This window comes from Thermanaerosceptrum fracticalcis (assembly GCF_000746025.2).
Taxonomy (GTDB): Bacteria; Bacillota; Peptococcia; order DRI-13; family DRI-13; genus Thermanaerosceptrum; species Thermanaerosceptrum fracticalcis.
Map to the genome: position 1 here is coordinate 1,479,813 of NZ_CP045798.1, position 23,265 is coordinate 1,503,077.

General features: G+C 45.8%; 28 protein-coding genes, 1 pseudogene and 1 riboswitch. Of the genes and pseudogenes, 5 read left to right on the forward strand and 24 right to left on the reverse strand.

The window, feature by feature from the left end; translation table 11 throughout:
• Positions 1-143: 143 nt before the first annotated feature.
• The 5 genes from BR63_RS07725 to BR63_RS07745 all read right to left on the reverse strand — a co-directional run bounded on the left by BR63_RS07725 (position 144) and on the right by BR63_RS07745 (position 3,485).
• Positions 144-398, reverse strand: coding sequence for a hypothetical protein (locus BR63_RS07725; RefSeq protein WP_243269976.1), 255 nt, complete (start codon positions 396-398; stop codon positions 144-146).
• Positions 346-1,605, reverse strand: coding sequence for an IS91 family transposase (locus tag BR63_RS07730; protein ID WP_187142658.1), 1,260 nt, complete (start codon positions 1,603-1,605; stop codon positions 346-348). The genes BR63_RS07725 and BR63_RS07730 overlap by 53 nt, the downstream gene beginning before the upstream one ends.
• Before the next feature lie 208 nt (positions 1,606-1,813).
• Positions 1,814-2,068, reverse strand: coding sequence for a hypothetical protein (locus BR63_RS07735; protein WP_243269976.1), 255 nt, complete (start codon positions 2,066-2,068; stop codon positions 1,814-1,816).
• The gene (locus BR63_RS07740; RefSeq protein WP_187142854.1) at positions 2,016-3,275 is read right to left on the reverse strand and encodes an IS91 family transposase; all 1,260 of its coding nucleotides are present in this window, start codon (positions 3,273-3,275) and stop codon (positions 2,016-2,018) included. The genes BR63_RS07735 and BR63_RS07740 overlap by 53 nt, the downstream gene beginning before the upstream one ends.
• Before the next feature lie 63 nt (positions 3,276-3,338).
• Entirely contained in the window at positions 3,339-3,485 is a 147-nt protein-coding gene (locus BR63_RS07745) for a hypothetical protein (RefSeq protein ID WP_153802177.1), read from the reverse strand.
• Positions 3,486-3,797: 312 nt separating this feature from the next.
• Between BR63_RS07745 and hcp the strand changes: the two genes are divergently transcribed.
• On the forward strand, positions 3,798-5,081 hold the full coding sequence (hcp, locus tag BR63_RS07750) for a hydroxylamine reductase (protein WP_034425191.1): 1,284 nt from the start codon (positions 3,798-3,800) through the stop codon (positions 5,079-5,081).
• Between the two features lie 115 nt (positions 5,082-5,196).
• On the opposite strand, the gene BR63_RS07755 is transcribed toward hcp, so the two are convergent.
• Together BR63_RS07755 and BR63_RS07760 are read right to left on the reverse strand one after the other, a co-directional pair.
• Positions 5,197-5,619, reverse strand: a complete 423-nt coding sequence (locus BR63_RS07755; RefSeq protein ID WP_034425190.1) for an acyl-CoA thioesterase — start codon at positions 5,617-5,619, stop codon at positions 5,197-5,199.
• A gap of 18 nt (positions 5,620-5,637) precedes the next feature.
• Positions 5,638-5,886, reverse strand: coding sequence for a hypothetical protein (locus BR63_RS07760; protein WP_051966191.1), 249 nt, complete (start codon positions 5,884-5,886; stop codon positions 5,638-5,640).
• Positions 5,887-5,992: 106 nt separating this feature from the next.
• Here BR63_RS07760 and BR63_RS19745 point away from each other — a divergent pair, with 106 nt between their 5' ends.
• On the forward strand, positions 5,993-6,283 hold the full coding sequence (locus tag BR63_RS19745; protein WP_276568964.1) for a CC/Se motif family (seleno)protein: 291 nt from the start codon (positions 5,993-5,995) through the stop codon (positions 6,281-6,283).
• An 83-nt stretch (positions 6,284-6,366) separates the two neighbouring features.
• On the opposite strand, the gene BR63_RS07770 is transcribed toward BR63_RS19745, so the two are convergent.
• The 12 genes and pseudogenes from BR63_RS07770 to BR63_RS07820 form a co-directional block, all read right to left on the reverse strand.
• Positions 6,367-6,921, reverse strand: a complete 555-nt coding sequence (locus BR63_RS07770; RefSeq protein WP_034425188.1) for a UbiX family flavin prenyltransferase — start codon at positions 6,919-6,921, stop codon at positions 6,367-6,369.
• Between the two features lie 53 nt (positions 6,922-6,974).
• Positions 6,975-7,892 (reverse strand): MOSC domain-containing protein, encoded by a 918-nt coding sequence (locus BR63_RS07775; protein WP_034425187.1) that lies wholly within the window; start codon positions 7,890-7,892, stop codon positions 6,975-6,977.
• 89 nt (positions 7,893-7,981) lie between these two features.
• A complete protein-coding gene (gene moaC, locus BR63_RS19495; protein WP_034425197.1) occupies positions 7,982-8,464 on the reverse strand; it encodes a cyclic pyranopterin monophosphate synthase MoaC in 483 nt (160 codons plus the stop codon).
• 42 nt (positions 8,465-8,506) lie between these two features.
• Positions 8,507-8,968 (reverse strand): annotated as a pseudogene (mobB, locus tag BR63_RS19500) (molybdopterin-guanine dinucleotide biosynthesis protein B); the annotation flags it as partial.
• A 13-nt stretch (positions 8,969-8,981) separates the two neighbouring features.
• Complete coding sequence (gene moaA, locus BR63_RS07785; RefSeq protein ID WP_034425185.1) at positions 8,982-9,974, reverse strand: GTP 3',8-cyclase MoaA; 993 nt, start codon at positions 9,972-9,974, stop codon at positions 8,982-8,984.
• A 14-nt stretch (positions 9,975-9,988) separates the two neighbouring features.
• Complete coding sequence (locus BR63_RS07790; RefSeq protein ID WP_034425183.1) at positions 9,989-10,687, reverse strand: ATP-binding cassette domain-containing protein; 699 nt, start codon at positions 10,685-10,687, stop codon at positions 9,989-9,991.
• Positions 10,688-10,692: 5 nt separating this feature from the next.
• A complete protein-coding gene (locus BR63_RS07795; protein WP_034425181.1) occupies positions 10,693-11,385 on the reverse strand; it encodes an ABC transporter permease in 693 nt (230 codons plus the stop codon).
• 25 nt (positions 11,386-11,410) lie between these two features.
• The gene (locus BR63_RS07800) at positions 11,411-13,318 is read right to left on the reverse strand and encodes a molybdopterin biosynthesis protein (protein WP_081908300.1); all 1,908 of its coding nucleotides are present in this window, start codon (positions 13,316-13,318) and stop codon (positions 11,411-11,413) included.
• A 12-nt stretch (positions 13,319-13,330) separates the two neighbouring features.
• Positions 13,331-14,557, reverse strand: a complete 1,227-nt coding sequence (locus tag BR63_RS07805) for a molybdopterin molybdotransferase MoeA (protein WP_034425178.1) — start codon at positions 14,555-14,557, stop codon at positions 13,331-13,333.
• Positions 14,558-14,622: 65 nt separating this feature from the next.
• Positions 14,623-14,740: riboswitch (molybdenum cofactor riboswitch) on the reverse strand.
• Between the two features lie 15 nt (positions 14,741-14,755).
• Positions 14,756-15,493, reverse strand: a complete 738-nt coding sequence (locus tag BR63_RS07810; RefSeq protein ID WP_034425176.1) for a HesA/MoeB/ThiF family protein — start codon at positions 15,491-15,493, stop codon at positions 14,756-14,758.
• A gap of 205 nt (positions 15,494-15,698) precedes the next feature.
• Positions 15,699-16,133, reverse strand: coding sequence for a GNAT family N-acetyltransferase (locus BR63_RS07815; RefSeq protein WP_034425174.1), 435 nt, complete (start codon positions 16,131-16,133; stop codon positions 15,699-15,701).
• 126 nt (positions 16,134-16,259) lie between these two features.
• Positions 16,260-16,502, reverse strand: coding sequence for a YkoF family thiamine/hydroxymethylpyrimidine-binding protein (locus BR63_RS07820; RefSeq protein ID WP_034425172.1), 243 nt, complete (start codon positions 16,500-16,502; stop codon positions 16,260-16,262).
• Positions 16,503-16,779: 277 nt separating this feature from the next.
• Between BR63_RS07820 and BR63_RS07825 the strand changes: the two genes are divergently transcribed.
• Entirely contained in the window at positions 16,780-16,944 is a 165-nt protein-coding gene (locus tag BR63_RS07825; RefSeq protein ID WP_187142855.1) for a hypothetical protein, read from the forward strand.
• Positions 16,945-17,016: 72 nt separating this feature from the next.
• On the opposite strand, the gene BR63_RS07830 is transcribed toward BR63_RS07825, so the two are convergent.
• From BR63_RS07830 to BR63_RS07840, 3 genes are all read right to left on the reverse strand, one after another.
• The gene (locus tag BR63_RS07830) at positions 17,017-17,862 is read right to left on the reverse strand and encodes an MBL fold metallo-hydrolase (protein WP_051966189.1); all 846 of its coding nucleotides are present in this window, start codon (positions 17,860-17,862) and stop codon (positions 17,017-17,019) included.
• A gap of 40 nt (positions 17,863-17,902) precedes the next feature.
• Positions 17,903-18,337 (reverse strand): nucleotide triphosphate diphosphatase NUDT15, encoded by a 435-nt coding sequence (locus BR63_RS07835; protein ID WP_051966187.1) that lies wholly within the window; start codon positions 18,335-18,337, stop codon positions 17,903-17,905.
• Between the two features lie 134 nt (positions 18,338-18,471).
• Positions 18,472-19,233, reverse strand: a complete 762-nt coding sequence (locus tag BR63_RS07840; RefSeq protein ID WP_034425171.1) for an ATP-binding protein — start codon at positions 19,231-19,233, stop codon at positions 18,472-18,474.
• 210 nt (positions 19,234-19,443) lie between these two features.
• On the opposite strand from BR63_RS07840, the gene BR63_RS07845 reads away from it, so the two are divergent.
• Positions 19,444-20,397: a GGDEF domain-containing protein gene (locus BR63_RS07845; RefSeq protein WP_051966185.1), complete on the forward strand. Its 954-nt coding sequence runs from the start codon at positions 19,444-19,446 to the stop codon at positions 20,395-20,397.
• A 147-nt stretch (positions 20,398-20,544) separates the two neighbouring features.
• On the forward strand, positions 20,545-20,766 hold the full coding sequence (locus tag BR63_RS07850) for a DUF4177 domain-containing protein (protein WP_034425170.1): 222 nt from the start codon (positions 20,545-20,547) through the stop codon (positions 20,764-20,766).
• A gap of 44 nt (positions 20,767-20,810) precedes the next feature.
• Here BR63_RS07850 and BR63_RS07855 read toward each other — a convergent pair whose 3' ends face one another.
• The gene (locus BR63_RS07855; RefSeq protein WP_051966183.1) at positions 20,811-21,887 is read right to left on the reverse strand and encodes a peptidoglycan-binding protein; all 1,077 of its coding nucleotides are present in this window, start codon (positions 21,885-21,887) and stop codon (positions 20,811-20,813) included.
• 67 nt (positions 21,888-21,954) lie between these two features.
• On the reverse strand, positions 21,955-23,202 hold the full coding sequence (locus BR63_RS07860) for a Glu/Leu/Phe/Val family dehydrogenase (protein ID WP_034425169.1): 1,248 nt from the start codon (positions 23,200-23,202) through the stop codon (positions 21,955-21,957).
• Between the last annotated feature and the right edge of the window lie 63 nt (positions 23,203-23,265).

The window sequence follows — 23,265 nt, forward strand, 5'->3', positions numbered from 1 at the left end:
TATGTAAGTGGAAAACAGAATGGTACTTGTCTTACTAATTTACCCTTTATGACTATTTATATTTATACTTTTGTACAGGAAAGTACAGCTTGCTTTCCTGTACAATAAAAAAAGCGCGACCAAGGTCGCGCGCTCTTTGGTTCCTATAACTCATATTTAATACCATGCACACCTAAGTATTCTTTTGGGCGCATCTCACCGCCACAAACCTCACAACTAAACCTTGGTGGAACTGAAATATCTCCGTCATCCATCATATCGCAGTAATCCACCACTTCCTTCGGAATGTCTTCTTCTATGTTACACTGCAAACAAACAAATTTGATGGTTGCCTTGCCGCCTACTTTAGGCGGCTTTTTCTTTGCGTGTTTCTTTCTTTTTCTGCTTACTGGGCTCATCTATTCCTGCCAACTCCTTTAGTCTTTTTTTAGCAAAGTCATCTACGGCATCAACAACTTTCAATATCCCTGATTTTAGACACACTTTCCCCTTGTATTCCATTATCTCTTTACATCTCATACATTCTAACGGGTCTTTTCCTGTGAATTCTTCTATTTTATTTCTCCAGCCTATCCGTTGCTTTCCTCTTTGGCCGTTTTTCCTTCTTTTCTGCCTTCCCAGGTATGCTTCCATTAATTTGTCAGCCAATCTTTTACTCCTTCTGGAGTAAATTCCATAATACCGGATTGTTTTAAATTGCTCATCCGGTATATGCCTTATTATCCGTGATATGAATTCTTCTACGGTGATGGTTTCTTGTTTTTCTTTTTGCTCTGTTTTATCAAAGTATTTAAAGGTTACATTTTCCCCGTCATAGTCTACAATTCTGCTTAACGCCATGGCAGGTCTTCTCATGTACCGCCCTATATATCCTACTTGGGCTTCTACTGACCCTTGTCCTTTTTTATTGGGCGGACCATAGATTACAAATCCTTCAGGGTTATCATCCCATATCTTTTGAAACAACTTCTTATATCGTTTAACTTCTTGTTCCGGCAGTTTTTTCTTCAACATCTCCATTACTGCCGCCTGCCACCTTTTCCTCAGCATTACATATGGGATAAAGTCTTTAACAACCCATTTCCCCGCTCCGTCAAAACCACCTTCAGTTACTAGGATATGTACATGGGGATTGAAGTTCATTCTTGCTCCAAAGGTATGTATTCCTACCATGGCGCCGGATTTGACTTTTCCTCTTTTCTTCAGCCATTCTAATAGTATTTTTACTGCCAGGTCCATTAGATCTTTCAAGAGTTCTCTATGACGGGTAAATATTTCCCACAAACGTTCGTCCACTGTAAACATGATGTGGCGATGAGGAACCGGATACATTCTTTTACTGGTTTCTCGACTCCATTCTTGGGTGTATCCGGTTGCGCACGATGTACAAAAACGTCCCTTACACGTGTGAGGAACTATTTTCATTTCTCCACATACCGGACATGCGAACAGAGTAAATCCTGCTTCTTTTTGTCCACATCGATTAAATTTATTGATTTCCTTTATCACAACAGGACGTATTCTGTCTTCGTATTTATTAACAAACTTTTCCCAATGCTTGTTCTCATCAAAAAATATCTCTCTTAAGATATTATCCTGGCCCATATGTTCTCACCTTTCTAACAACTACTTCCTGCTTTCGTTAAAAAATGAAAAAACCCTTGCTTAACAAGGGCTGAGAACCACAAAAATTTTTATACTTTCCTATACGTTTGAAAAAACCCTTGCTTAACAAGGGCTGAGAACCACAAAAATTTTTATACTTTCCTATACGTTAAAAAAAGCGCGACCAAGGTCGCGCGCTCTTTGGTTCCTATAACTCATATTTAATACCATGCACACCTAAGTATTCTTTTGGGCGCATCTCACCGCCACAAACCTCACAACTAAACCTTGGTGGAACTGAAATATCTCCGTCATCCATCATATCGCAGTAATCCACCACTTCCTTCGGAATGTCTTCTTCTATGTTACACTGCAAACAAACAAATTTGATGGTTGCCTTGCCGCCTACTTTAGGCGGCTTTTTCTTTGCGTGTTTCTTTCTTTTTCTGCTTACTGGGCTCATCTATTCCTGCCAACTCCTTTAGTCTTTTTTTAGCAAAGTCATCTACGGCATCAACAACTTTCAATATCCCTGATTTTAGACACACTTTCCCCTTGTATTCCATTATCTCTTTACATCTCATACATTCTAACGGGTCTTTTCCTGTGAATTCTTCTATTTTATTTCTCCAGCCTATCCGTTGCTTTCCTCTTTGGCCGTTTTTCCTTCTTTTCTGCCTTCCCAGGTATGCTTCCATTAATTTGTCAGCCAATCTTTTACTCCTTCTGGAGTAAATTCCATAATACCGGATTGTTTTAAATTGCTCATCCGGTATATGCCTTATTATCCGTGATATGAATTCTTCTACGGTGATGGTTTCTTGTTTTTCTTTTTGCTCTGTTTTATCAAAGTATTTAAAGGTTACATTTTCCCCGTCATAGTCTACAATTCTGCTTAACGCCATGGCAGGTCTTCTCATGTACCGCCCTATATATCCTACTTGGGCTTCTACTGACCCTTGTCCTTTTTTATTGGGCGGACCATAGATTACAAATCCTTCAGGGTTATCATCCCATATCTTTTGAAACAACTTCTTATATCGTTTAACTTCTTGTTCCGGCAGTTTTTTCTTCAACATCTCCATTACTGCCGCCTGCCACCTTTTCCTCAGCATTACATATGGGATAAAGTCTTTAACAACCCATTTCCCCGCTCCGTCAAAACCACCTTCAGTTACTAGGATATGTACATGGGGATTGAAGTTCATTCTTGCTCCAAAGGTATGTATTCCTACCATGGCGCCGGATTTGACTTTTCCTCTTTTCTTCAGCCATTCTAATAGTATTTTTACTGCCAGGTCCATTAGATCTTTCAAGAGTTCTCTATGACGGGTAAATATTTCCCACAAACGTTCGTCCACTGTAAACATGATGTGGCGATGAGGAACCGGATACATTCTTTTACTGGTTTCTCGACTCCATTCTTGGGTGTATCCGGTTGCGCACGATGTACAAAAACGTCCCTTACACGTGTGAGGAACTATTTTCATTTCTCCACATACCGGACATGCGAACAGAGTAAATCCTGCTTCTTTTTGTCCACATCGATTAAATTTATTGATTTCCTTTATCACAACAGGACGTATTCTGTCTTCGTGTTTATTAACAAACTTTTCCCAATGCTTGTTCTCATCAAAAAATATCTCTCTTAAGATATTATCCTGGCCCATATGTTCTCACCTTTCTAACGACTACTTCCTGTTTTCGTTAAAAAAACAAGGCCTGAGCCTTGTTTATCTTCTTGTGTAAAGGTTTTCTATCAATTCAGCTTTCCAGAGTTTGTATTGACCCATTTTTTTACCCAACTCTTTTTTATATCTGTCCATTTCTTTTTTTACTCTGTTTTGAACAAATTTATCTCCAGTAAGATAGTTTAACATATCTCACACCTCCATTGATAATTGTTTTCATTTACATTATACTGCTATTTTTATGTTATTGGCAAGTATCTTTGTCAATTATATTGTATACTTATTGTTAACAGCGTCATTACCCGCACGATACCTAGCTCCTGAGGCCTCCTGAGCACTTCTCTTTATCGATAGTTGTTTTCATTTACTCCAGATATTCTGCCTCTTAAGTGTTGACGAATGTTAATTTTGTCAGTCACCGCTATGATTTATATCACAGCATAACCATCCGGAAAGCATTAGGATATAAGTGTGCAAAACAATTTTAAAGGAGGAATATTGATGTTTTGTTACCAGTGTATGCAAACTCCCTCAGGAGGCTGTACTAAAATCGGGGTCTGTGGCAAAAACGAGGATATCGCCAGCCTGCAGGATACCATTATTTTTGGTTTGAAAGGTGTGGCGGCCTACCGTACCCACGCCCAGCAGCTGGGATATACTGATCCTGAAATTGACAACATTACCCAGGAAGCCCTCTATATGACCTTAACCAATGTGAACTTCAACCTGGAAGAACATATTAAAATGGCCCTTAGAGTAGGTTCCGCTACAGTGAAAGCCATGGAACTGCTGGATAAAGCCCATACAGAATATCTAGGTATCCCTAAGCCCATACAAGTTTCTTCAGATAAAATCGAAGGAAAGGCTATCGTGGTAACCGGTCACAACCTCTTTGCCCTCAAAGAACTGCTGAAACAGACGGAAGGCAAAGGGATAAACATCTACACCCACTCGGAAATGCTTCCCGCCCATGGGTATCCTGAATTGAAAAAATATCCCCATCTCAAAGGAAATATCGGTAAGGCCTGGTATGACCAGCGCAAGCTTTTCGAAGAATTCCCCGGTGCTATCCTGGCTACCACCAACTGTGTAATGCCTATCAAGGGCACCTATGGCGACCGCATGTTCTCCTATGATGTGACAGGCTTAGAAGGGGTTACCAAGATCGAAAACGATGATTTTACTCCCCTTATTGAGAAAGCCCTCTCTTTACCAGAAGCCAATATAGAATCCGATAAATCACTGCTCACCGGTTTCCATCATACCACGGTCCTGGGCTTAGCCCCCCAGATCATCGACGCCGTTAAATCCGGGAAAATCCGCCGCTTCTTTGTCATCGCCGGCTGTGACGCCCCCGGTAAAGGTGGGGAATACTACCGTGAATTAGCTCTTTCCGTACCCCAGGATTGTGTGATTCTCACCACCTCCTGCGGCAAGTTCCGCTTCAATGACCACGACTTCGGCACTATTGACGGAATACCGCGCTACATTGACCTGGGACAGTGCAACAACTCCATTTCTGCAGTAAAAATTGCTGTGGCTTTGGCTGAAGCCTTCAACTGCTCCGTCAATGAACTGCCCGTGAGCATCGTTCTTTCCTGGTTTGAACAAAAAGCCGTCGCTATCCTCCTCGGTCTCTTCAGTCTGGGTGTACAGAATATCTACATCGGTCCCAAAGCACCCGAATTCCTCACTCCCGGCGTGGTCAATGTGCTCCAGAAGCACTTCAACCTGAAACTCACCGGCAACGCCCAGGAAGACCTGCAGAACATGCTGAAAGGCTAATAAAGTCTTTAACTTCCGATCTCCGACTTCCGATTCCCGCATATAGTCAGTCATACTTTGTTGATTAAGTAAATAGAAAGCCCTACCGGAAAAACGGTGGGGCTTTCGCATCTTATTATTCACTTTTCCCAACGGCCTGAGAAACAATCTCCCAAACCTCGGGATTCCGCTTTTTTAAGTTTATAGGGCGGCCGGCCTCATTAACAAAAGCATGACTGGTGCTGCCAAAAGCCAAAAGAATATCCCCGCTTTCATTCATCATCTCGTAGTAGAAAACGATACGCACAGGGGATAACTCCGCTATCCGGGTCTTTATCAAAACCATGTCATCATATCTGGCCGGATGTTTATAGCGGCAGGTTGCTTCAATTACCGGCAAAAGGACCTTCTCCTCTTCCATCTGTTTATAGGTATAGCCTAAAGAGCGCAAGAGTTCGGTACGCCCTATTTCCTGCCAGGTGAAATAGTTGCCGTAGTAAACTACGCCCATCTGGTCAGTATCCTTGTAGGTGACGCGTACTTTCGTTTCGTTTATCATGGAGATCCCCCCTAATCATTACCTACTTCCAAGGTTCTTTTTTATTTCTGTCCAGGAAGTCAAGGTGTCAACCAGATGGTTGTCAAAGATGCGCCTGGCACCATCTAAAACCTGAAAAACGAGGGGGTCTTTCACAGAATAAGCTACCCTGGTACCTTCCTTGGCACCGACCACGAGATTTTTGGCGCGCAGGACAGCCAACTGTTTGCAAATATTTTTAGATACAAAGATATTATCAACATGTTCATAATTTACATGAAAAACCATCTTAAGACAAGATATTTTGGTTTAAAACAGAACAAAATAATTTCTTTCACTCCTTTTAAAGCTTTTGTTACAATACTAATAAACGGATAATAAGGGAGGGATCAGTGTGTTTGATCTTAACATAACCGATGAAGCCTTAGCTTTTATTAAGAACAAAGGTGGTATGATTACCATCCAGTGCATGCGTTTAGGAAGCGGCTGATGTGGCGGCATGCTAAAGCCCACCGTGTCTGTGGGCGAGCCAGCACAAAAGCAGGGATTTACTCTGGTGGAGAAAGACGGCATCTCCATTTACCTTTCACAAGCCGTAAAACATAAACCTGGCGTGAAAGCAACCATCTCTCTCCAGGGAATGTGGATTTTTAAGGAACTGGAAGTACAGGGCCTTTCCTGCTGACCAACCTGATAGCCTTTAGGAAAAACCCTGATTGAAATACTAAAAATTTAACCCAGTACTAAAAATAGTACTGGGTCTTTGTTTTATTCCCCCCACCGGGAGCTTAACTGATGTTCTATCTTCAATTGGTCCAGGATTCTTGCCACCAGGTGGTCTACAATATCTATAATGTCCTTGGGTTTATGATAGAAGGCAGGCATGGGGGGCATGATGACAACCCCCAGCCGTGACAATTTCAGCATATTCTCCAGATGAATACTGCTTAAGGGTGTTTCCCGGGGAACCAGAATAAGCTTACGCCGCTCCTTCATGGTTACGTCGGCAGCCCTCTGGATTAGGGAATCACTATAGCCATGGGCGATGGCAGCAAGGGTCTTCATACTGCAGGGTATAACCACCATGCCATCAGTACGAAAAGAACCACTTGATACAGCCGCCCCCAGGTCCTTGCTGGCATAATATTTAAACGCTAATTTTTTTACATTCTCCAGGGAATAATCCGTTTCCAATTTGAGATTTTCGAGGGCCCAGTTACTCATGATTAGATGTGTTTCTACATCCGATTTTTTTAATGCTTCCAGCAGCCTGATGCCATAAATCGTACCGCTAGCCCCCGTAATGCCCACAACAATTCGCATGCAATCATCTCCAACTCACAACTGCCAACTATCAACCAACAACTAACAACTAACTAATTGCCGCATTCGCCGCCACGCCCGGTCAGTATCTCCAAAGCATGGTCAATGACCTGCAAAAACACCTGGAGGTTCTCCCGCACCCCTTTAGGACTGCCCGGGAGATTAATGATGAGAGTCTTGCCTCTGGTCCCGGCAATACCCCGGGAAAGCATGGCTTTTGGGGTAATTTTTAGGCTTTCCTGGCGCATGGCTTCGGGAATACCGGGAACTATCCTATCGATAACCTGCAGGGTGGCTTCCGGGGTTACATCCCTGGGGCTTAACCCTGTACCTCCATTGGTAAGAATTAAATCAACTTTTTCTTCATCGGCTAATTTACGCATCAATTCCCCCAGTTTATCTATTTCATCAGGCACTACATGGTAAGCCACCACATCACCCCAGGGTAAAAGCATCTCCTGTAAAAGGGGACCGCTTTTATCTTCCCGTTCTCCCTGGGAGCCCTTATCACTGGCCGTGATGACGGCAAAACGATACCGGGGATATGGATTTATTTCATCATCTACAGAAACGGTCCCTCCCCGCAGGACCTCGGCAAAAATCCCTTCCTTAGGCATCACGCAATCCCCGGCCTGGTAATAAATAGCGCAGCGGGTGTGGCACTCTTTGCCGATTTGCGTTACCCGCAGGTAGACATCCCTGCCTATTTTTAGTCGTGTTCCCACCGGCAGTTTCAATAAATCCAGGCCCTGGGTAGTAAGATTCTCTGCAAAATCCCCGGGGTTAACATCAAGGCCTAAATCCCGCATCTTCTGAATGCTTTCCAGGGCTAACAAGCTCACCTGGCGGTGGGCAAAGCCCGCATGGGCATCCCCCTCCAGCCCCAGGTTTTTCAAGAGCATCACAGTGCCAACGTTCTTCTTCCGTTCCCCTTTTCTTTTACTGGTACACACGGCCACTAACTTTCCCATTCTTCTTTCCCTCCTTATAGCCGCTTCCGCGGCATTCGCCTTCCGATTACCGCTATCCGACTACCATAAAAATACCTATGCGTAAAAACTTAAGGTGTTTCCCTCTGAAAATGCCCGGAACGCCCGCCTTTCTTCTCAAGCAGCCGGATATTTCCCATGACCATCTCTTTATCCACTGCTTTACACATATCATAAATGGTTAAAAGGGCCACGTTTACGCCTGTTAAGGCCTCCATTTCAACGCCTGTCTGGCCCGAAGTCTTTACTTTTACGGTCACCTCAATTTTATGCTCGTTCTCATCCAGGTTAAAGTCTACGGAAACGCCACTCACAAAGAGAGGATGACACATGGGTATCAAACGGCTGGTTTCCTTAACACCCATAATAGCGGCCACCTGAGCTACTGCCAGGACATCGCCTTTGGCCATTCTCCCTGCCTTCACCAGGGCAAAAGTATACCTGTTCATGGAAATTTCACCCCTGGCCACAGCTTCTCGCTGGGTCACATTTTTTTCCGATACATCCACCATATGGGCCCGGCCGTGAACATCAAAATGGGTCAACTCCGCCAGAGGTGGTTTGGTTTTCAGATATTTTGCGGCAACAAACTCTGCCAGAAGGTTTATGCGGTCAAAAGAAAAAGTAGGCACAGGGGCTTCCAAATCAGCTATATCCGTTACCACCGCTGCCAGGTCCTCCAAGGGAGCGACGATTTCTTTTCCTGTTTCCTGCCTGATCACTTCAATCTTGGGCTTATTTCCCCACTTGTATCCTTCGATGAGAATGATGTCTACATCCTGCAGCAATGACCCTATATCGTCCAGGTTTCTGCGGGCCGGTGTCTGCTGGATGATGGCATACTTTTCCGAAGAGATAATGGCTATCGCCCTGGCCCCGGCCTGGGCAAAGCGCCAGGAATCTTTGCCGGGATGATCCAACTGGAACCCATGGGCATCGTTTTTAATAGCGCCCACCCTGTAACCCAGTTTAATTAATTCACTGATTAACTGTTCCATGACTGTAGTCTTACCTGTCCCCGAAGCACGGGCCACAATAGATACCATCGGTACTGTCATAAATACATCCTCCTCACCCACCAACCTTAGACATGCCGCGCCTGTCTTCTTCCAGATCGCGGTTTCTTTGGGGGCTCATGGTATGTTGCTGTCTTTTTACATCCAGAGCTTTCCGGAATAATTCCTGTAAGGCCTCCTTGTCATTAAGGACGGGACGCACAGGCAGTTCCTCCTGCCAGTAAAGACAGGGTTTTAAATACCCGTCAGCTGTGAGACGCAGCCTGTTGCAACTAAAACAAAAATGTTTACTGACAGGATGTATAAGACCAACGGAGCCCAGGGCACCGGGAAGTTTAAACATCTCGGCAGGACCACAGCCTCTAACTTCTATAGACTCCAGAGGCAAGCCCAGGGTGCTGGCCCTTTCTTTGACGGCCTGGAGAGAAAGATATTTTCCCTCCCAGGCGATATCATGGGCATCTATGGGCATGTATTCAATAAATCTCACGTGCAGGGGGTATTCCAGGGTTAAACGGAGAAAATCGTCAATTTCCTCATCGTTAATCCCTTTCATAAGCACTACATTTATTTTTACGGGGGTCAACCGGTAATGAAGGGCTGCTTTAATGCCGGCCAGGGCTTTATTAAGATCCCCACCCCTGGTGACCTGGCTGTAAGTCTCAGGCTTTAAGGAATCAAGACTTACATTGACACGTTTTAGACCGGCCTCTTTTAAGGCAAGAGCCTTCTCTTCCAGGAGGAGGCCGTTGGTCGTCATGGCTATATCCTCGATACCGGGAGTTTCCGCAATCTTTTTGATGAGGTATTCTATACCTTTGCGCACCAGGGGTTCCCCCCCGGTAATCCGGATTTTTTTTACACCCACTTCGGCCGCTGCTCTTACTATTTTAAGAATCTCCTCATAGCTTAGAATCTGCCGGTGCTCAAGGAGTTTGACCCCTTCCGGTCCCATGCAGTAAACACAGCGCAGGTTACAGCGGTCCGTTACGGAAATCCGGAGATAATCATGCCTTCGCCCGTACCTGTCTTCCAATAACTTCATCATTTACATACCCCCACCTATATTTCCCCCGAAATAAACTTGCGTGTCTTTTCCGACTGTGGCTGAGTAAAGAGTAAATCGGTAGTTCCCGCTTCAATCAATCTTCCTTCACTTAAAAAGAGCGTGATATCGGCCAGCCGTTTGGCCTGGAACATATCATGGGTAACCACAATGGCCGCCATCCCCTCCGCCCGGCAGATTTCCTTAAGGATATTTTCCAAAAGACCTGTATGCCCCGGATCCAGATTGGCTGCCGGTTCATCCAGGACCAGGAGGCGGGGCCGGGGGGCTATGGCCCTGGCCAGGGCTACCCGGGCTCCTTCCCCACCTGACAGGGCCTCTGCGTATTTATGCTTATACTCCCTAAGACGGAATTTATCGAGAAGATATTCTAGCCTCTCGTTCTGTTCTCTTTGGGGCCACTTCCTGATTTTTAAACCGTAGAGCAGGTTTTCTTTGACCGTGGTTTGGAAAAGGTAAGGCTTCTGCCACATGCAGGTGATTTCAGGTATAGGCTGGGTTAAGAGTTTCTTCTCCCACCAAATCTCACCTGCCCGGGGCTTTTCCATAGCGGTAAGTACCCGGAGGAGTGTACTTTTTCCTGCACCGTTGGGTCCGATAATCCCGTAAATCCTACCCTCTGTAAAAGTAAAATTAATCTCCTTTAACACCCAGTGTTGGCCGTAGCACTGGGAAATATCTTTTATTTCCAGCATCCTCCTCACCTCCGGTACTGCCAGGCATACAACAGGCTGTTCACGATAAAAGACAGCAGTAGAAGAACCAGCCCTAAAGCAATGGCCAGGGAAAAGTTGCCCCGGCGGGTCTCCAGGACAATGGCGGTGGTTAGGACCTGGGTATAGCCTTTAATATCTCCTCCCACCAGCATCACTGCGCCTACCTCGGCAATGACCCGGCCAAAAGCCGTGACCAGGGCAGTGACCAGCGCTACCTTTAATTCCGTAACCAGGGTCAATAACGCCTGCCTGGGGCTGGCCCCTAAACCACGGGCTGTCATGAGCACCATCTCGGCTTTTCCCGCTACTGCCAAAATCGTTAATCCCACCACAATAGGAAAAGCCAGGATAAACTGGGCTAAAATCATGGCTAACGGTGTGAAAAGGATATAAAAGTAAGGTGCTATGGGGCCGCTGCGTGAGAGTAAAAGAAAGACCAGGAGGCCCACAAAGACAGGCGGGAGGCCCATAGCCACGTACAATATTTTAAGAATGATACTTTTTCCGCGAAAATTCCTAAGACCTAAGAACAGCCCCACCGGTATGCCAAAGATACCGGCCAGGACAACCGCTGTGATGGATATATAAAGAGACCGGCCAATAACCTGATAAAGCTCCCTATCTCCCGAAAAAATAAGTTCTAATGCTTTGTATAAAGCTTCTCCCAGCAAATTCATCTACCTTTCCCTGGGGGACAGGGCATTACACATACCCGTACATGACTTTTCCCGCGTCTCGCATGCTGTATCCACCCAGTGTTTCTACTTCTTGTTGAAAAACGGGATCTTTGATCACCTGTAACAAAGTCTGTCCCAGGGAAGAATGATAAAAATCCCTGGTCATCAACAGGTCATAACGTTCTTCACCCACGGGAACGAAATCCAGGTGATAGGCCCGGGCCGCAGAGAGAATACCCAATCCCACCTGAGCCGTTCCCGCAGCCACTGCGGCGGCTACATTCAAGTGGGAATACTCTTCACGGTGGTAACCCAGTATTTCACTAGTGCTTATGCCTTCTTGCTGCAATAGATAATCGAAAAGCAGGCGGGTTCCCGCACCCTTCTGCCTGTTGATAAAGAGAGCCCTGGTCCTTACAATATCTCTAACATTCCGGATATCCAAGGGGTTACCCGGGGAAACCATCCACCCTTGCATCCTGTACACCAGGTTTACCAGGATAACATTTTCTCCCCCTAAATACTTTTCTAAATAGGGAATATTGTACTCCCCTGTCTGGCTGTCGAAGAGGTGGACTCCGGCCAGATGAGCTTCACCTTTCTTGATTGCCATCATTCCCCCCATACTGCCTACATGGGAGGAAGATAAAAAGAGCCTGGGATCAATACGCCTTAAAGCGGTAGCTAAAAGATCAAGGGTTAAATCATGGCTGCCTACAGCCACCAGGGTGTTTTTTAATTCCTGTTCCGGGCGCAGGAGCTCTATTTCCACTTCTTCTCCCTGCTCATAACCCAGGGATTCCGCCGGTATGGTAAGCAACCCATGGGCTTTCACCAGGGACATGGTTACTCCCGCCCCACGGTTCAGGGGATTGGCCACATAATTACCATTGATAAATCCCACCGTCATGCGGACGAATTCTTCGCTGCCCATCTCGGAAACAATGCGGCGCCCCAGTTTGGCTTTGAGCCGGGGACGTTGGGGTTCAGCCAGGTGCAGGTATTTATAAATGAGGGGTTTGACAAACCAGTCTAAAGCCAGATAAGCGGAAACGGGATACCCCGGTAAACCGATGACAGGCTTTCCTTCTATAATGCCAAGGATAGTTGGCTTACCGGGACGCGTGGCAATGCCGTGCACCAGAACCTCTCCCATTGACTCAATGACATGGACGGTAAAATCTTCCCGGCCGGCGGAAGACCCCGCGTTAATGATAACCACATCGGAGTGGGGCAAAGCCTCCTCTACAGCCTGTTTTAAATTCCGGAGCTTATCTCTCACTATTTCATGGAGGTAAGGTTCGGCTCCCCACTGCCTGAGATAATTGGCTATGACGGTACCGTTAAACTCAATAATCTCTCCAACTTTGGCCCTGGTGCCCGGTGTTACCAGTTCATCCCCGGTAGGTATAATGGTCACCTTGGGTTTGGCTAAAACTTTTATTTGTTCTTTACCACCTGCCAGAATAGCCCCTAAATCGGGGGGAGTCAAATAATGAAAAGCAGGTACAATAATTTCTCCCGCCACCACATCCTCACCTACAGGGCGCACATGCTGCCAGGGAGCGGCGGGAGCCATGATTTCCACCTGGTTTTCTCCGATAGGCTGGACATCCTCTATCTTGATGACGGCATCAAAACCTTCGGGTATGGGGTCTCCCGTATCCACCACCAGATAATTTTTCCCTTCGGTAAGGACAAGAGGATTCTGGTCATTAGCCCCATAAGTCTCCTGGGCCTTTACCGTAATCCCGTCCATGGCCGAGGCAGGATAAGAGGGCATGGAGCATTCAGCAAAAAGCGCCTCAGCTGTGACCCGGCCTAAGGCGGCAGTAACGGGTATCGTTTCTTTCTTAGGCGTAAAATCAACCTTTTCCAGGAGTATCTGTTTTGCCTGGCTCCGTAGTGTATTGTTTAAATAGATTTTCCGCACATCTTCCACCACCTATTCCCATAAAATGACGTCTACCTCGGAACCGGCCAGGACGCCCTCACTCTGAGCCGGGACAATCACAAGCCCCTGAGCATCGGCTAAAGTCCGTAAGAGCCCAGAACGGCCAAAAACGGGCGTGGCTTCTGTCACATTATCTTTTTTACTGAGTTTAACTCGCACAAAGTCCGTTCTTCCCGTACGTGAGGGTATATTTTTGCTTAAGCGCGCTTTCACCGTGGCTAAGAATTCCTGTTCCTCTCTGCCTAATAACCTGTCAATAATGGCTGTACCGAACAAGGCAAAAATATTTAAAGCGGAAACGGGATGCCCAGGAAGACCCAGGACGGGTTTCTCCCGGCACTTGGCCAGAAGTGTCGGTTTTCCCGGCTGTATGGCTACCCCTTCCACCAAAAGACCCGGTTTGCCCAGTTCCTCCAGCACCTGGGCAGTAAAATCCCTGGTGCCCACGGAACTTCCTCCGGAAAGAACGAGAAAATCTACCTGCTCTAGTAATTCTTCCACCCCGGATTTAAAAATCTCATAGGAATCCTGCAGAATACCTCCGTAGATAATTTCCGCACCTTTTTGCCGGGCCAGTTCACCTACAGCTAAAGCATTACTGTCCCGGACTTGCCCGGGCGGCAGTGAAGCCGTCGTATAGGGAACGATTTCATCACCCGTGGAGAGGATGCCTACCCTGGGTTTTACTGTCACCTGAAGGTCTGTGATGCCCAGGGATGCAAGTACCCCGATTTCCGGAGCACGCAGCAGGCGTCCCTTTTTCAAGATTACTTCCCCCCGGCTGATATCTTCTCCCCGCCTGATGATGTTTTCTCCCGGAGCCACTTGCCGGTAACAATTGACGATATCCCCCAAAACCTCCGTATCTTCCAGCATGACCACTGCATCTGCACCCTCAGGGATCATCCCCCCGGTGGGTACATAGATGCAGGCTCCCAGGGGGAGGTGAGGCGCTGCTTCACCCATCCGTACCTCACCTCCAAGGTTGAGCAAGGCCGGCATGGCTTCACCGGCGCCAAAACTGTCGCAAGCCCTCAGCGCATAGCCATCTACTGTGGAACGGTCAAAACCGGGCACATCTTCCGGGGCAATCACATCGCTGCCCACGACACGCTGCCCTGCATGTTTAATCTCTACGGTTTCCCCACCTAAAGAGGAAAAATTTTCCCTGATAATTCTTAGTACATCTTCCGGTGAAGTAACTTGCAAAAGGCGCACATTATCACCTCAATAAAAATAATTGCCAGCATTTTCCCTCCCTCGGAAAGATGCCGGCAGTGAAATCACTATGAAGCAAATCTCCTTTCCAAACACGGGAGGCAGCAGAATTTCTCCTGGTACCCATTGACTCAAATACCATAGTTTCCCTTAGGTATTGTGAGTTCGGAGTTATCTTTTATTCTCTTTGTGAAAAATTTAGTGGCTGCAGATAGGACATTGAGGATTACGAGCTAAAGTAATGGTCTCAAACCTTGTTTCCAGGGCATCGAAAATTAGAAGTCTCCCTGCCAAAGGTGTGCCAATTCCCAGGATGAGTTTGATGGCTTCCTGGGCCTGCAGTACCCCAATCACTCCGGGCATTACACCCATAAGCCCTATAGGTCTCTTCTCCCGGAGATTTACGTCGGGATAAAGGCACTGGTAACAAGGTCCCTGGGGAGGACGAAAAGTGGTGATAAGCCCGGCAAAATCTTTAACGCCGCCTTCAATCCAGGGTTTTTCCAGGGCGAAACAGACCTCATTGATTACCCGGCGAGTTTCTAAATTGTCAACAGCGGCAATGACAAGATCATACTGGGGAATGATTTCCCGGGCAGTATGGGGATCAAAAAGCATTTGATAGGTGTTTATTTTAAGCTGGGAGTTAAAGGCCTCTAGTTTCTCTCGGGCCGAAATAACCTTAGGCCTGGATAAGTCTTTTTCCCAGTGAATAATCTGGCGATTAAGGTTAGTTATCTCTACGGTATCACTGTCTACCAATCCCAGGGTCCCTACTCCTGCCGCCGCCAGATAATATAAAACTGGGGAGCCCAATCCGCCTGTTCCTACGACCAGGACCTTGGCCGACAACAGTTTTCTTTGACCATCTTCGCCTACCTGGGGAAGAATCAACTGCCGCTCGTAACGCAAAAATTCTTTTGGATACTCAGTCATGCTTATTCCCCCAAACTAGCTTTTTAAAGGTATTCCACGTCCATAAGAAAAATCCTGCTAATCCTATCCCAGTTGTAACGTTTTAACAGGTATAAGAGGGGCAGCCCCAAAAAGTAACAGGCCAAGAGCTATCCGATACCCACATATAACATACATCTTGTTTGGGTCATCGGTTCACCTAATCATCTCAATCACTGACAGTTGACTATTCTTCTTTTAATATTTTTTCAAACTTCAAAGAGACTTCGCTATAACCTAATTTTCGATAAAATTCGTGGGCCCTGACCCTTCTTTTGTTACTATTGAGCTGGATACTAAGACAATTTCTTATTAGGGCAATTTCCTCCACCTTGGCCATAAGCATTTTTCCAATACCCAGCGAGCGCAAGCCTTCTTTTACCACCATGCTGCCGATGTAAGCCACTGGCCTGGCTTTATGCAGATAATATTTTATGTTAAAGCTGACCAGCCCCACTATTTCCCCCTGGTATATGGCCAGATACACATAATAATCGGGATTTTCTATCATGTACCGGAGAACATCTCTTTCTTCTTCCCTGGTCATGGTATATCCCAGTTCGCCAACCAGTATAATGATTGCCTCAATATCGCCTAACTCTGCTTCTCTTATCTCCACCATTCTCTACACCGTCCTTAATTGAAACAAAAGTACATAATAGACTCCTGCTATAAAGAAACAGAAGGATATTTCCTTCTGTTTAGATAACACAAGTATAATATTACCACTTTACGACCATTTCTCCAACTAGTTATGAGCGGAGTTGGTTACGGTCACCACCATACTTACTTCTCCCTCTTTATCCGCTGTGTTAAACATGGTCATCAGACTGCGCCATACAGCACCTTCCTCACCATGCAGGTGGGTAGACATAGAGCCAACCTCATATTCTACTCCGCTGGTTTTAATAGCTTCCAGGGAATCATTAATAATCTCCGAGGCCTTATTGGTTTTTTGCGGGTATAAGGATACTTCGGCACATATTTTCATGTTTTTACCTCCTCGTATGCTTTTACATCAGTATTGTTTGGTAATTCCCTTTTTTTCTATACATCATAAGTAAGGCAAAAAAGAAAAATCCCGGGGGGAGAATTTCTCTGCATCCGGTGGAAGGACTAACCAGACTCTTTTATCCCGGGATTTTTTTGGACACTATTTAACTTTAACTCAATTTACCTTAAATATGCATTTAGTTATCCCGGCATAGAAAAAAACTCCTCATAATCACCCGGGAAGAAGAAATAATAATGCTAGGGAGGTGAAATTAATGCAAAAGAACACTACGGGCTGGATTGTTACAGGAGTAGGTGCTGCTGTAACCGGAGTCGGGGCTTTAGTTGGGGGAAGTCTGGGTGCAGGCATAGCAGGTTTCGGCCTGGCCCATGTTGTGCTCGGAGTTTTAGACAATTTTAGACCCACGGTTCGCCGCTAGTTTGTGGATTTTGCATTAATATCTTCCTTTGTTAAAAGCCGTCCCCCGGGGACGGCCTTCACTTTTTTATGTTTATGAACATAATAATTCGCTAAAACTAATTTTCATACCCACTTTGCCCTCTTTAAACTTGGGATCAAAAACCTGGTACAATCGAGACATAGCGTGAAACCCTGTGCAGTGTAGTGGTATGACATATTCTATACCACTTTCCCGGATAATATTTATATTATTCTCAATCACAGCGGGTTTGGCCTCCGCAAGGTGCATACCTCCCAGGACAGCAAAAATCCTCTGTCCACCCGCCAGTCTTTGGGCATAGGCCAGGGTATTGGCTAGCCCTGCGTGTGTACAGCCTAAAATCAAAACCGGGCCCTGTTTTGTCAAGACTAAAATAAACTGGTCATCGGCGAGGGAGTCCTTAAGCCATTCCTCCTTACCGGGAACCAGGAAATTAGGATATTCCACAGGGGAAAGGCGCGGTATCTCTCCAGACAAGATCACCCCTGGATAGAGTTCAGTGGGACCTCGGGAAAAGGTAAAACTGGCCCCCTGTTCTTCCAATTCTTTTTGGGAAAAAGGCAGGCCACAATCACGCATCACTTCTTTTTCGCGAACATAGCGTGTGATAAAAACATCGGGGTGGGCGTAAACAACAGGATGACAGCCCCCTTTAAGCAGGGAAAGTAATCCTCCCGTATGGTCGTAATGACCATGGCTCAGGGCGACTTTTTTTATTTGAGCCAGATCAATGTTAAGTTTCGCTGCATTATGATTCAGTACCAACCCTTGTCCGGTATCAAAGAGAAGCTGTTCCCCATCACATTCCACCAGTAAAGATAAGCCGTGCTCAGCTAGAAGACCTTTCCCCCCCGCCTTATTATCGGCAAGAATTTGCACTATAAGGTTGTCTACCATTTTCTCCCTCCATTCCATAAATCATTATTACAGGAAATAATTAACCCCAGCGATGTTCTAATACCACCCCATCAATTAGAGAATGCTGCCGGTGGTAAACTGTAATCATTTCCTTAATGGGATAAAAAAGAGGCTGGGGCAGCTGGTCTAAGGAGAACCATGCCCATTCTGTAATTTCCAGGGGTGATTTCACTTGAGGTTCACCAGAAATGCCATGGGCCAGAAGGCTAAAGGTTAAATAGTGTGATGTGGGTAAAATAACATTATGTACTGATAAAACACGAATCTCCCGGGCAGTAAGACCGCTTTCTTCCTCTAGCTCCCGCAAGCCGCATTCCCGTATGGCTTCTCCATACTCCAGCCTCCCCATGGGGACGCACCAGTACCCTCCTCCTACCAAATCAGGATGCCTTTTCCCCAAGAGGACTTTCCCCTTTTCAATAACAAGCACGCCAACAGCTACCCCAGGTTTCATTTTTCCTCCAAAAACATGTGTTATTACTATAAAATTTGATTACCTTTAGTTCATTATAACACCTCTTTACTCTTTTTCCGGTAATTTAATCGCAAAAAAGGAGTAAGTCCTCCGGGAACCTACTCCTTTTTCCTTTATACCATTAATTCAGTTTCGAGAATCTCCCCGCGTACCCCAATTTTTACACGCTGTACAGGGATCTTTTTATCGGAACGCTTTACTGCCTCCTGTACCAGGCGCACCATGCCATAACAGCAGGGCACTTCCATATGGGTAACAGTAATACTCTTTAGGTTATTGTGCTTAATGATAGCCGTCAGTTTTTCCAAATAATGTTCTACATTATCCAGTTTCGGACAGCCCATGGCTACTGTTTTGCCTTTGAGGAATTTACGGTGAAAATCGGCATAAACCAGGGGTACGCAGTCAGCAGCCAGCAGTAAGTCGGCTCCTTCAAAAAACGGTGCTGTAACAGGGAGTAAATTTAACTGTACAGGCCACTGTCTCAAAGCACTGGGCAGCTCTCCCTGATACGTGCCGGCCTTTTCCTCTTCATTACGGAAAGACATCAGCCTGGAGCCTGGGCAGCCACCGGCGGGCGGTGCTACCGGTTTAGGGGTTTCATGATGTTCGTGTTTATGGGGTTCCCGTCCAATACTCTTCTTGTGTTTTTCTACAGCCGCTTCATCGAATTCCTCCGCTTCCCTTTCTTCAATGGTGATGGCATTCATGGGACAAGGCCCTAAACAGGCTCCCAGCCCGTCACACAGGTTTTCCGCCAGCAGGCGGGCTTTCCCGTCAATGATTTGAATAGCACCCTCTGCACAGGCCGGTACACAAATACCGCAGCCGTTGCACTTTTCCTCGTCAATTTTCACAATTTTACGTACAGCCATCTATATTACCTCCTTAACAATTAACTAGTGTTTTTTGTACTTTCATTATGGCAGAAAGGTAAAAATCAGTCTGTGATTTAAATCATCCTAAACCTTGATTTGTTTGTACTTACTTCATGCGATTTTCCAGAAATTTAAGGGATTTACAGAGGGTAAAAGCCTTCTTATAGAGAATAAAGTAAAAAAAGGGGGAGAAGAGGAGGATAAAAAATGGCCAATATAGTCGTGGAAAAGATGTCTTTTTTACGCTTAATGGTATGTATTCTTTTCCTTCCCGGTTTTTTGCTTATGAACCAGAATCTCCCCCGGGAATTTTATTACGTTGCCGGGTTTACCTTTCTTTACGCCCTTATCCTTTTTTTACTGGCAAGACTAAAAAAGAATATTCCTCTCGTTTTTTTCTGCAGTTTTTTTATTGACCTGATTTTAATCAGCTTCATTGTTTACTACGGCAGGCATTATGGTCAGGTACTGGCAGGTTTTTATTTTCTTCCTATCATCAGTATGGCTTCCCATATAAAACCCTACCCGGCCTTGTTTACGGCTTTTCTCGCCGGTCTCGCCTATTTGTTTACGGGGTATTATGCTAAGTTTTCCCCGGCTCTGATGAGTATACAGGTTATTCTTTTCTTTATCCTGGCCCTTTTTACGTGGGCACAACAGCAGAGTTATCGTCAAACGTATTTCACCCAGGCTAACCTGGACACATTAACAAAAATTCACAACAGGCGTTTTTTTAATCACGCCTTGTCCCAGTTAGTAGATGGGAAAATACCTTTTTCCCTGCTGCTTTTAGACCTTGATGACTTTAAGATTCTTAATGATACACAAGGTCACCATCATGGCGATTATGTCCTCAAAATCGTGGCGGCTACAATCAAGGAGTGTACACGGTCCTCGGATATTTCCTCCCGTTACGGCGGTGATGAATTCGCCATTATCTTACCTCACACCTCGAAAGAAGACAGCAAGCAAATTGCGGAAAGGATCCGCAACAAGGTCTTAATTCATCCCAAATTCCTTATTTATTCCCGTATCAGCTTATCTATAGGGATTGCGGCCTTCCCCGACGACGCCCATAACCCGGAGGGTATTTTACAAAAAGCCGATGAGGCTCTCTATAAGGCTAAAGAACGAGGGAAAAATTATGTTTACGTTTATTAATTATTTTTATAGGGTCTATAAATAAATTAAGGAGCACACAAAGCTGTCCGGTCACTTTTTTTGTCCCCAGTAGTTTTTACAAGGAATAGTATAAGCTAGGAGAAAGGTATAAATTTTATAGTATTTAATTGACTGGGGAGAACAAACATGCGTTATGAATATAAAACCGTGCAAATTGAAAACCAGAATACATGCCTATCCGGGGCCGTTCTTGATTCGGCCCTAAATGACCTGGCTACCGAAGGCTGGGCCCTGGTAACTATCCTTCCCCACCAATGTAAAAAATCCGAACTCTGTCTCCTTGCCATCTTCTCTCGAGAAAAAAAAACCTCCCTCTTCAATATTAACTACCCTCCTTATAGCGACTAGACCAAGAACAAAGCACCTCTAAACGAGGTGCTTTGTTCTTGATTCTATCTTATTTCAATCTGCACAGACAAGGTGACTTCAAGAGCCAGGTTTCTCGCCGTAATAGTATATGTTCCAGGCGGTACCTGACGCCCATTATTATCTAGCTGGTTCCAAAACTCGGTAATTACCTGTGTGCCACCCTCGAAGATAGTGATTACCCGCTGGGCCTGGGCGAATTGACGGCCCTCCGACCAGCGCCATACTACATTTCCCTGGGCGTTAGTAGCTGTAATTTCGATAATTTGAGTAGTAGGATACCTTAATGTTATAGGATCATCCGTGGTGTTTGTTTTGGTCAGGGTAATTTTTATGCTCTCTCCCCGTTGATAAACACGTTTGTCTGTAAAAAGTATGAGTCGCAAACCTCGTACAACCTTGGTATCAATGGGCATCCCAGCAGGGGGTCTGGGTTCAATTGGACAACAACTTACTCCCAGAGCCCTCCAGGTGGCTTCATCAACCACACCCGTTACGGGTAAGCCTTGTTGACGCTGGAATTGCCGCACAGCCCGCTCTGTTCTTCTACCGAAATCTCCGTCTATTGCACCTGAATAAAAACCCCGTTCTTGTAAAAGTCTCTGCAGCAACCTTACAGCGGGGCCCCTACGGCCCAGTCTTAATACAGGGCAATGGCACTCTTCCGGCGGAGGCGGAGGAGGGGGAGTTGGTCCGGGAGTTACACCACAATTCTCACCTAAAGCAACCCAGGTTGGTACATCAACTATACCTGTAACAGGTAATCCCCGCTGCCGTTGAAAAGCCCTTACCGCAGCGTCGGTCTTCGGTCCAAAAATACCGTCGGCGGGTCCCGGGTCAATACCGGCATTCTTTAGTAAAACTTGCAACCGGGTAACAGCAGGACCTCGGCTTCCTAAACTTAAGCGGGGACAGACAGTTGTTGGTGGAGGTGGCGGTGGTGGTGGTGTGGGTGTGGGTCCTGTAGGAATGATCAAAACCTGACCAACAAAAATTAGGTTGGGATTGCTGATATTATTAGCCCGTACAATAGCTTCAACTGTAGTATTAAATCTTTGGGCAATCGATGATAAGGTGTCACCCGCTTGAACCACATATTGCATAGGGTAATCATCTCCTTATGATATGATTTGCCCTATATGATATGTTTTAGCGGGTGATATTGTTATTCTAGCACCAGCCTCTATCTTTCAAAGCTTTAGCCACACGCTGTACAGCCACACCAAAAGCAGCCGCCCGCCAGTTATCCCAGTTTTTCTCCTCTTTAAATTTTTTAATGGTATAGAAGGCATCAACCAGCATATTTTCCAACCGTTCCTGTACCTCCGCATCAGACCAGTAGAGACCGGTTCTATTTTGTACCCATTCGAAATAACTCACGGTAACACCACCGGCGCTGGCTAAAATATCGGGAAGAATGATGACTCCTTTTTTATTAAGAACTTCATCGGCTTCCGGTGTAATTGGTCCGTTGGCCAGTTCGGAAATCAGGCTGGTCTGGATTTTATCCACATTACCTTCGTGAATAATCCCCTCTAAAGAGGCGGGTAAAAAGATATCGCAGGGAATTTCCAAAACATCATCGGGTGTAACTTGTTTGCCGTTTGGGTAAGTTTTCAGACTGCCGGTTTTAGCCTTAATTTCATCAGCCAGGTCAACATTGATTCCTTGAGGATCATAAACTCCCGATTTGCTGTCACAAATAGCGATAATTTTGGCACCCTCAGCCGCAAAGAGACGGGCGGCTATGGCTCCGGCATTACCGTAACCGTGAACACATACGGTCGCCCCGGCTAATTCCCTACCCATGCTGCGGTAAGCGGCTCTCGTTACATAGAGACTGCCCTGGGCGGTTGCCGATACACGACCTTTGGAACCGCCTACACTTAGAGGTTTACCGGTAATGACACCGAATTCAGGATTTTGCTGGATAATGGAAAATTCGTCCATCATCCAGGCCATGATCTGGGGGTTTGTATACACGTCCGGTGCCGGAACATCTTTATCAACACCGATGACAGGAGCAATGGCTCTGATATAACCGCGGCTTAAGCGTTCTAACTCCATTACTGATAATTCCCTGGGATTAACCTGTACGCCACCTTTTCCGCCGCCGTAAGGTAATCCGGCTATGGCACATTTAAAAGTCATGAGCGTGGCCAAGGCCTTTACCTCATCGAAAGTCGTTTCTGGATGGAACCTGATACCACCTTTGCCTGGTCCCATCACATCGGTGTGCAGCACCCTCCAACCTTTAAAAACACGGGTTGAACCGTCATCCATCTTGACAGGAATGGCCACTTCCACCGCCCGTTTGGGTTCAGTCAGCACCTGACGGGTTGCCTCATCAAGTCCCAGGTTATCACAGGCTTTTTGTACCAAACTGATAGCCCTTTGATAGAAAAGGTTGTTCTCCATGTGAATCCCCCCTGAGATTTTTTAAATTTTCAGCTTAATTATACCATTTTGCAGTGTATCGTG

What these genes read in the sequence shown, in the direction of transcription:
- BR63_RS07725 (WP_243269976.1), bottom strand. Translation starts at nt 398, where the DNA reads ATGAGCCCAGTAAGCAGAAAAAGAAAGAAACACGCAAAGAAAAAGCCG.
- BR63_RS07730 (WP_187142658.1), bottom strand. Translation starts at nt 1,605, where the DNA reads ATGGGCCAGGATAATATCTTAAGAGAGATATTTTTTGATGAGAACAAG.
- BR63_RS07735 (WP_243269976.1), bottom strand. Translation starts at nt 2,068, where the DNA reads ATGAGCCCAGTAAGCAGAAAAAGAAAGAAACACGCAAAGAAAAAGCCG.
- BR63_RS07740 (WP_187142854.1), bottom strand. Translation starts at nt 3,275, where the DNA reads ATGGGCCAGGATAATATCTTAAGAGAGATATTTTTTGATGAGAACAAG.
- BR63_RS07745 (WP_153802177.1), bottom strand. Translation starts at nt 3,485, where the DNA reads ATGTTAAACTATCTTACTGGAGATAAATTTGTTCAAAACAGAGTAAAA.
- hcp (WP_034425191.1), top strand. Translation starts at nt 3,798, where the DNA reads ATGTTTTGTTACCAGTGTATGCAAACTCCCTCAGGAGGCTGTACTAAA.
- BR63_RS07755 (WP_034425190.1), bottom strand. Translation starts at nt 5,619, where the DNA reads ATGATAAACGAAACGAAAGTACGCGTCACCTACAAGGATACTGACCAG.
- BR63_RS07760 (WP_051966191.1), bottom strand. Translation starts at nt 5,886, where the DNA reads ATGGTTTTTCATGTAAATTATGAACATGTTGATAATATCTTTGTATCT.
- BR63_RS07770 (WP_034425188.1), bottom strand. Translation starts at nt 6,921, where the DNA reads ATGCGAATTGTTGTGGGCATTACGGGGGCTAGCGGTACGATTTATGGC.
- BR63_RS07775 (WP_034425187.1), bottom strand. Translation starts at nt 7,892, where the DNA reads ATGGGAAAGTTAGTGGCCGTGTGTACCAGTAAAAGAAAAGGGGAACGG.
- moaA (WP_034425185.1), bottom strand. Translation starts at nt 9,974, where the DNA reads ATGATGAAGTTATTGGAAGACAGGTACGGGCGAAGGCATGATTATCTC.
- BR63_RS07790 (WP_034425183.1), bottom strand. Translation starts at nt 10,687, where the DNA reads ATGCTGGAAATAAAAGATATTTCCCAGTGCTACGGCCAACACTGGGTG.
- BR63_RS07795 (WP_034425181.1), bottom strand. Translation starts at nt 11,385, where the DNA reads ATGAATTTGCTGGGAGAAGCTTTATACAAAGCATTAGAACTTATTTTT.
- BR63_RS07810 (WP_034425176.1), bottom strand. Translation starts at nt 15,493, where the DNA reads ATGACTGAGTATCCAAAAGAATTTTTGCGTTACGAGCGGCAGTTGATT.
- BR63_RS07815 (WP_034425174.1), bottom strand. Translation starts at nt 16,133, where the DNA reads ATGGTGGAGATAAGAGAAGCAGAGTTAGGCGATATTGAGGCAATCATT.
- BR63_RS07820 (WP_034425172.1), bottom strand. Translation starts at nt 16,502, where the DNA reads ATGAAAATATGTGCCGAAGTATCCTTATACCCGCAAAAAACCAATAAG.
- BR63_RS07825 (WP_187142855.1), top strand. Translation starts at nt 16,780, where the DNA reads ATGCAAAAGAACACTACGGGCTGGATTGTTACAGGAGTAGGTGCTGCT.
- BR63_RS07830 (WP_051966189.1), bottom strand. Translation starts at nt 17,862, where the DNA reads ATGGTAGACAACCTTATAGTGCAAATTCTTGCCGATAATAAGGCGGGG.
- BR63_RS07835 (WP_051966187.1), bottom strand. Translation starts at nt 18,337, where the DNA reads ATGAAACCTGGGGTAGCTGTTGGCGTGCTTGTTATTGAAAAGGGGAAA.
- BR63_RS07840 (WP_034425171.1), bottom strand. Translation starts at nt 19,233, where the DNA reads ATGGCTGTACGTAAAATTGTGAAAATTGACGAGGAAAAGTGCAACGGC.
- BR63_RS07845 (WP_051966185.1), top strand. Translation starts at nt 19,444, where the DNA reads ATGGCCAATATAGTCGTGGAAAAGATGTCTTTTTTACGCTTAATGGTA.
- BR63_RS07850 (WP_034425170.1), top strand. Translation starts at nt 20,545, where the DNA reads ATGCGTTATGAATATAAAACCGTGCAAATTGAAAACCAGAATACATGC.
- BR63_RS07855 (WP_051966183.1), bottom strand. Translation starts at nt 21,887, where the DNA reads ATGCAATATGTGGTTCAAGCGGGTGACACCTTATCATCGATTGCCCAA.
- BR63_RS07860 (WP_034425169.1), bottom strand. Translation starts at nt 23,202, where the DNA reads ATGGAGAACAACCTTTTCTATCAAAGGGCTATCAGTTTGGTACAAAAA.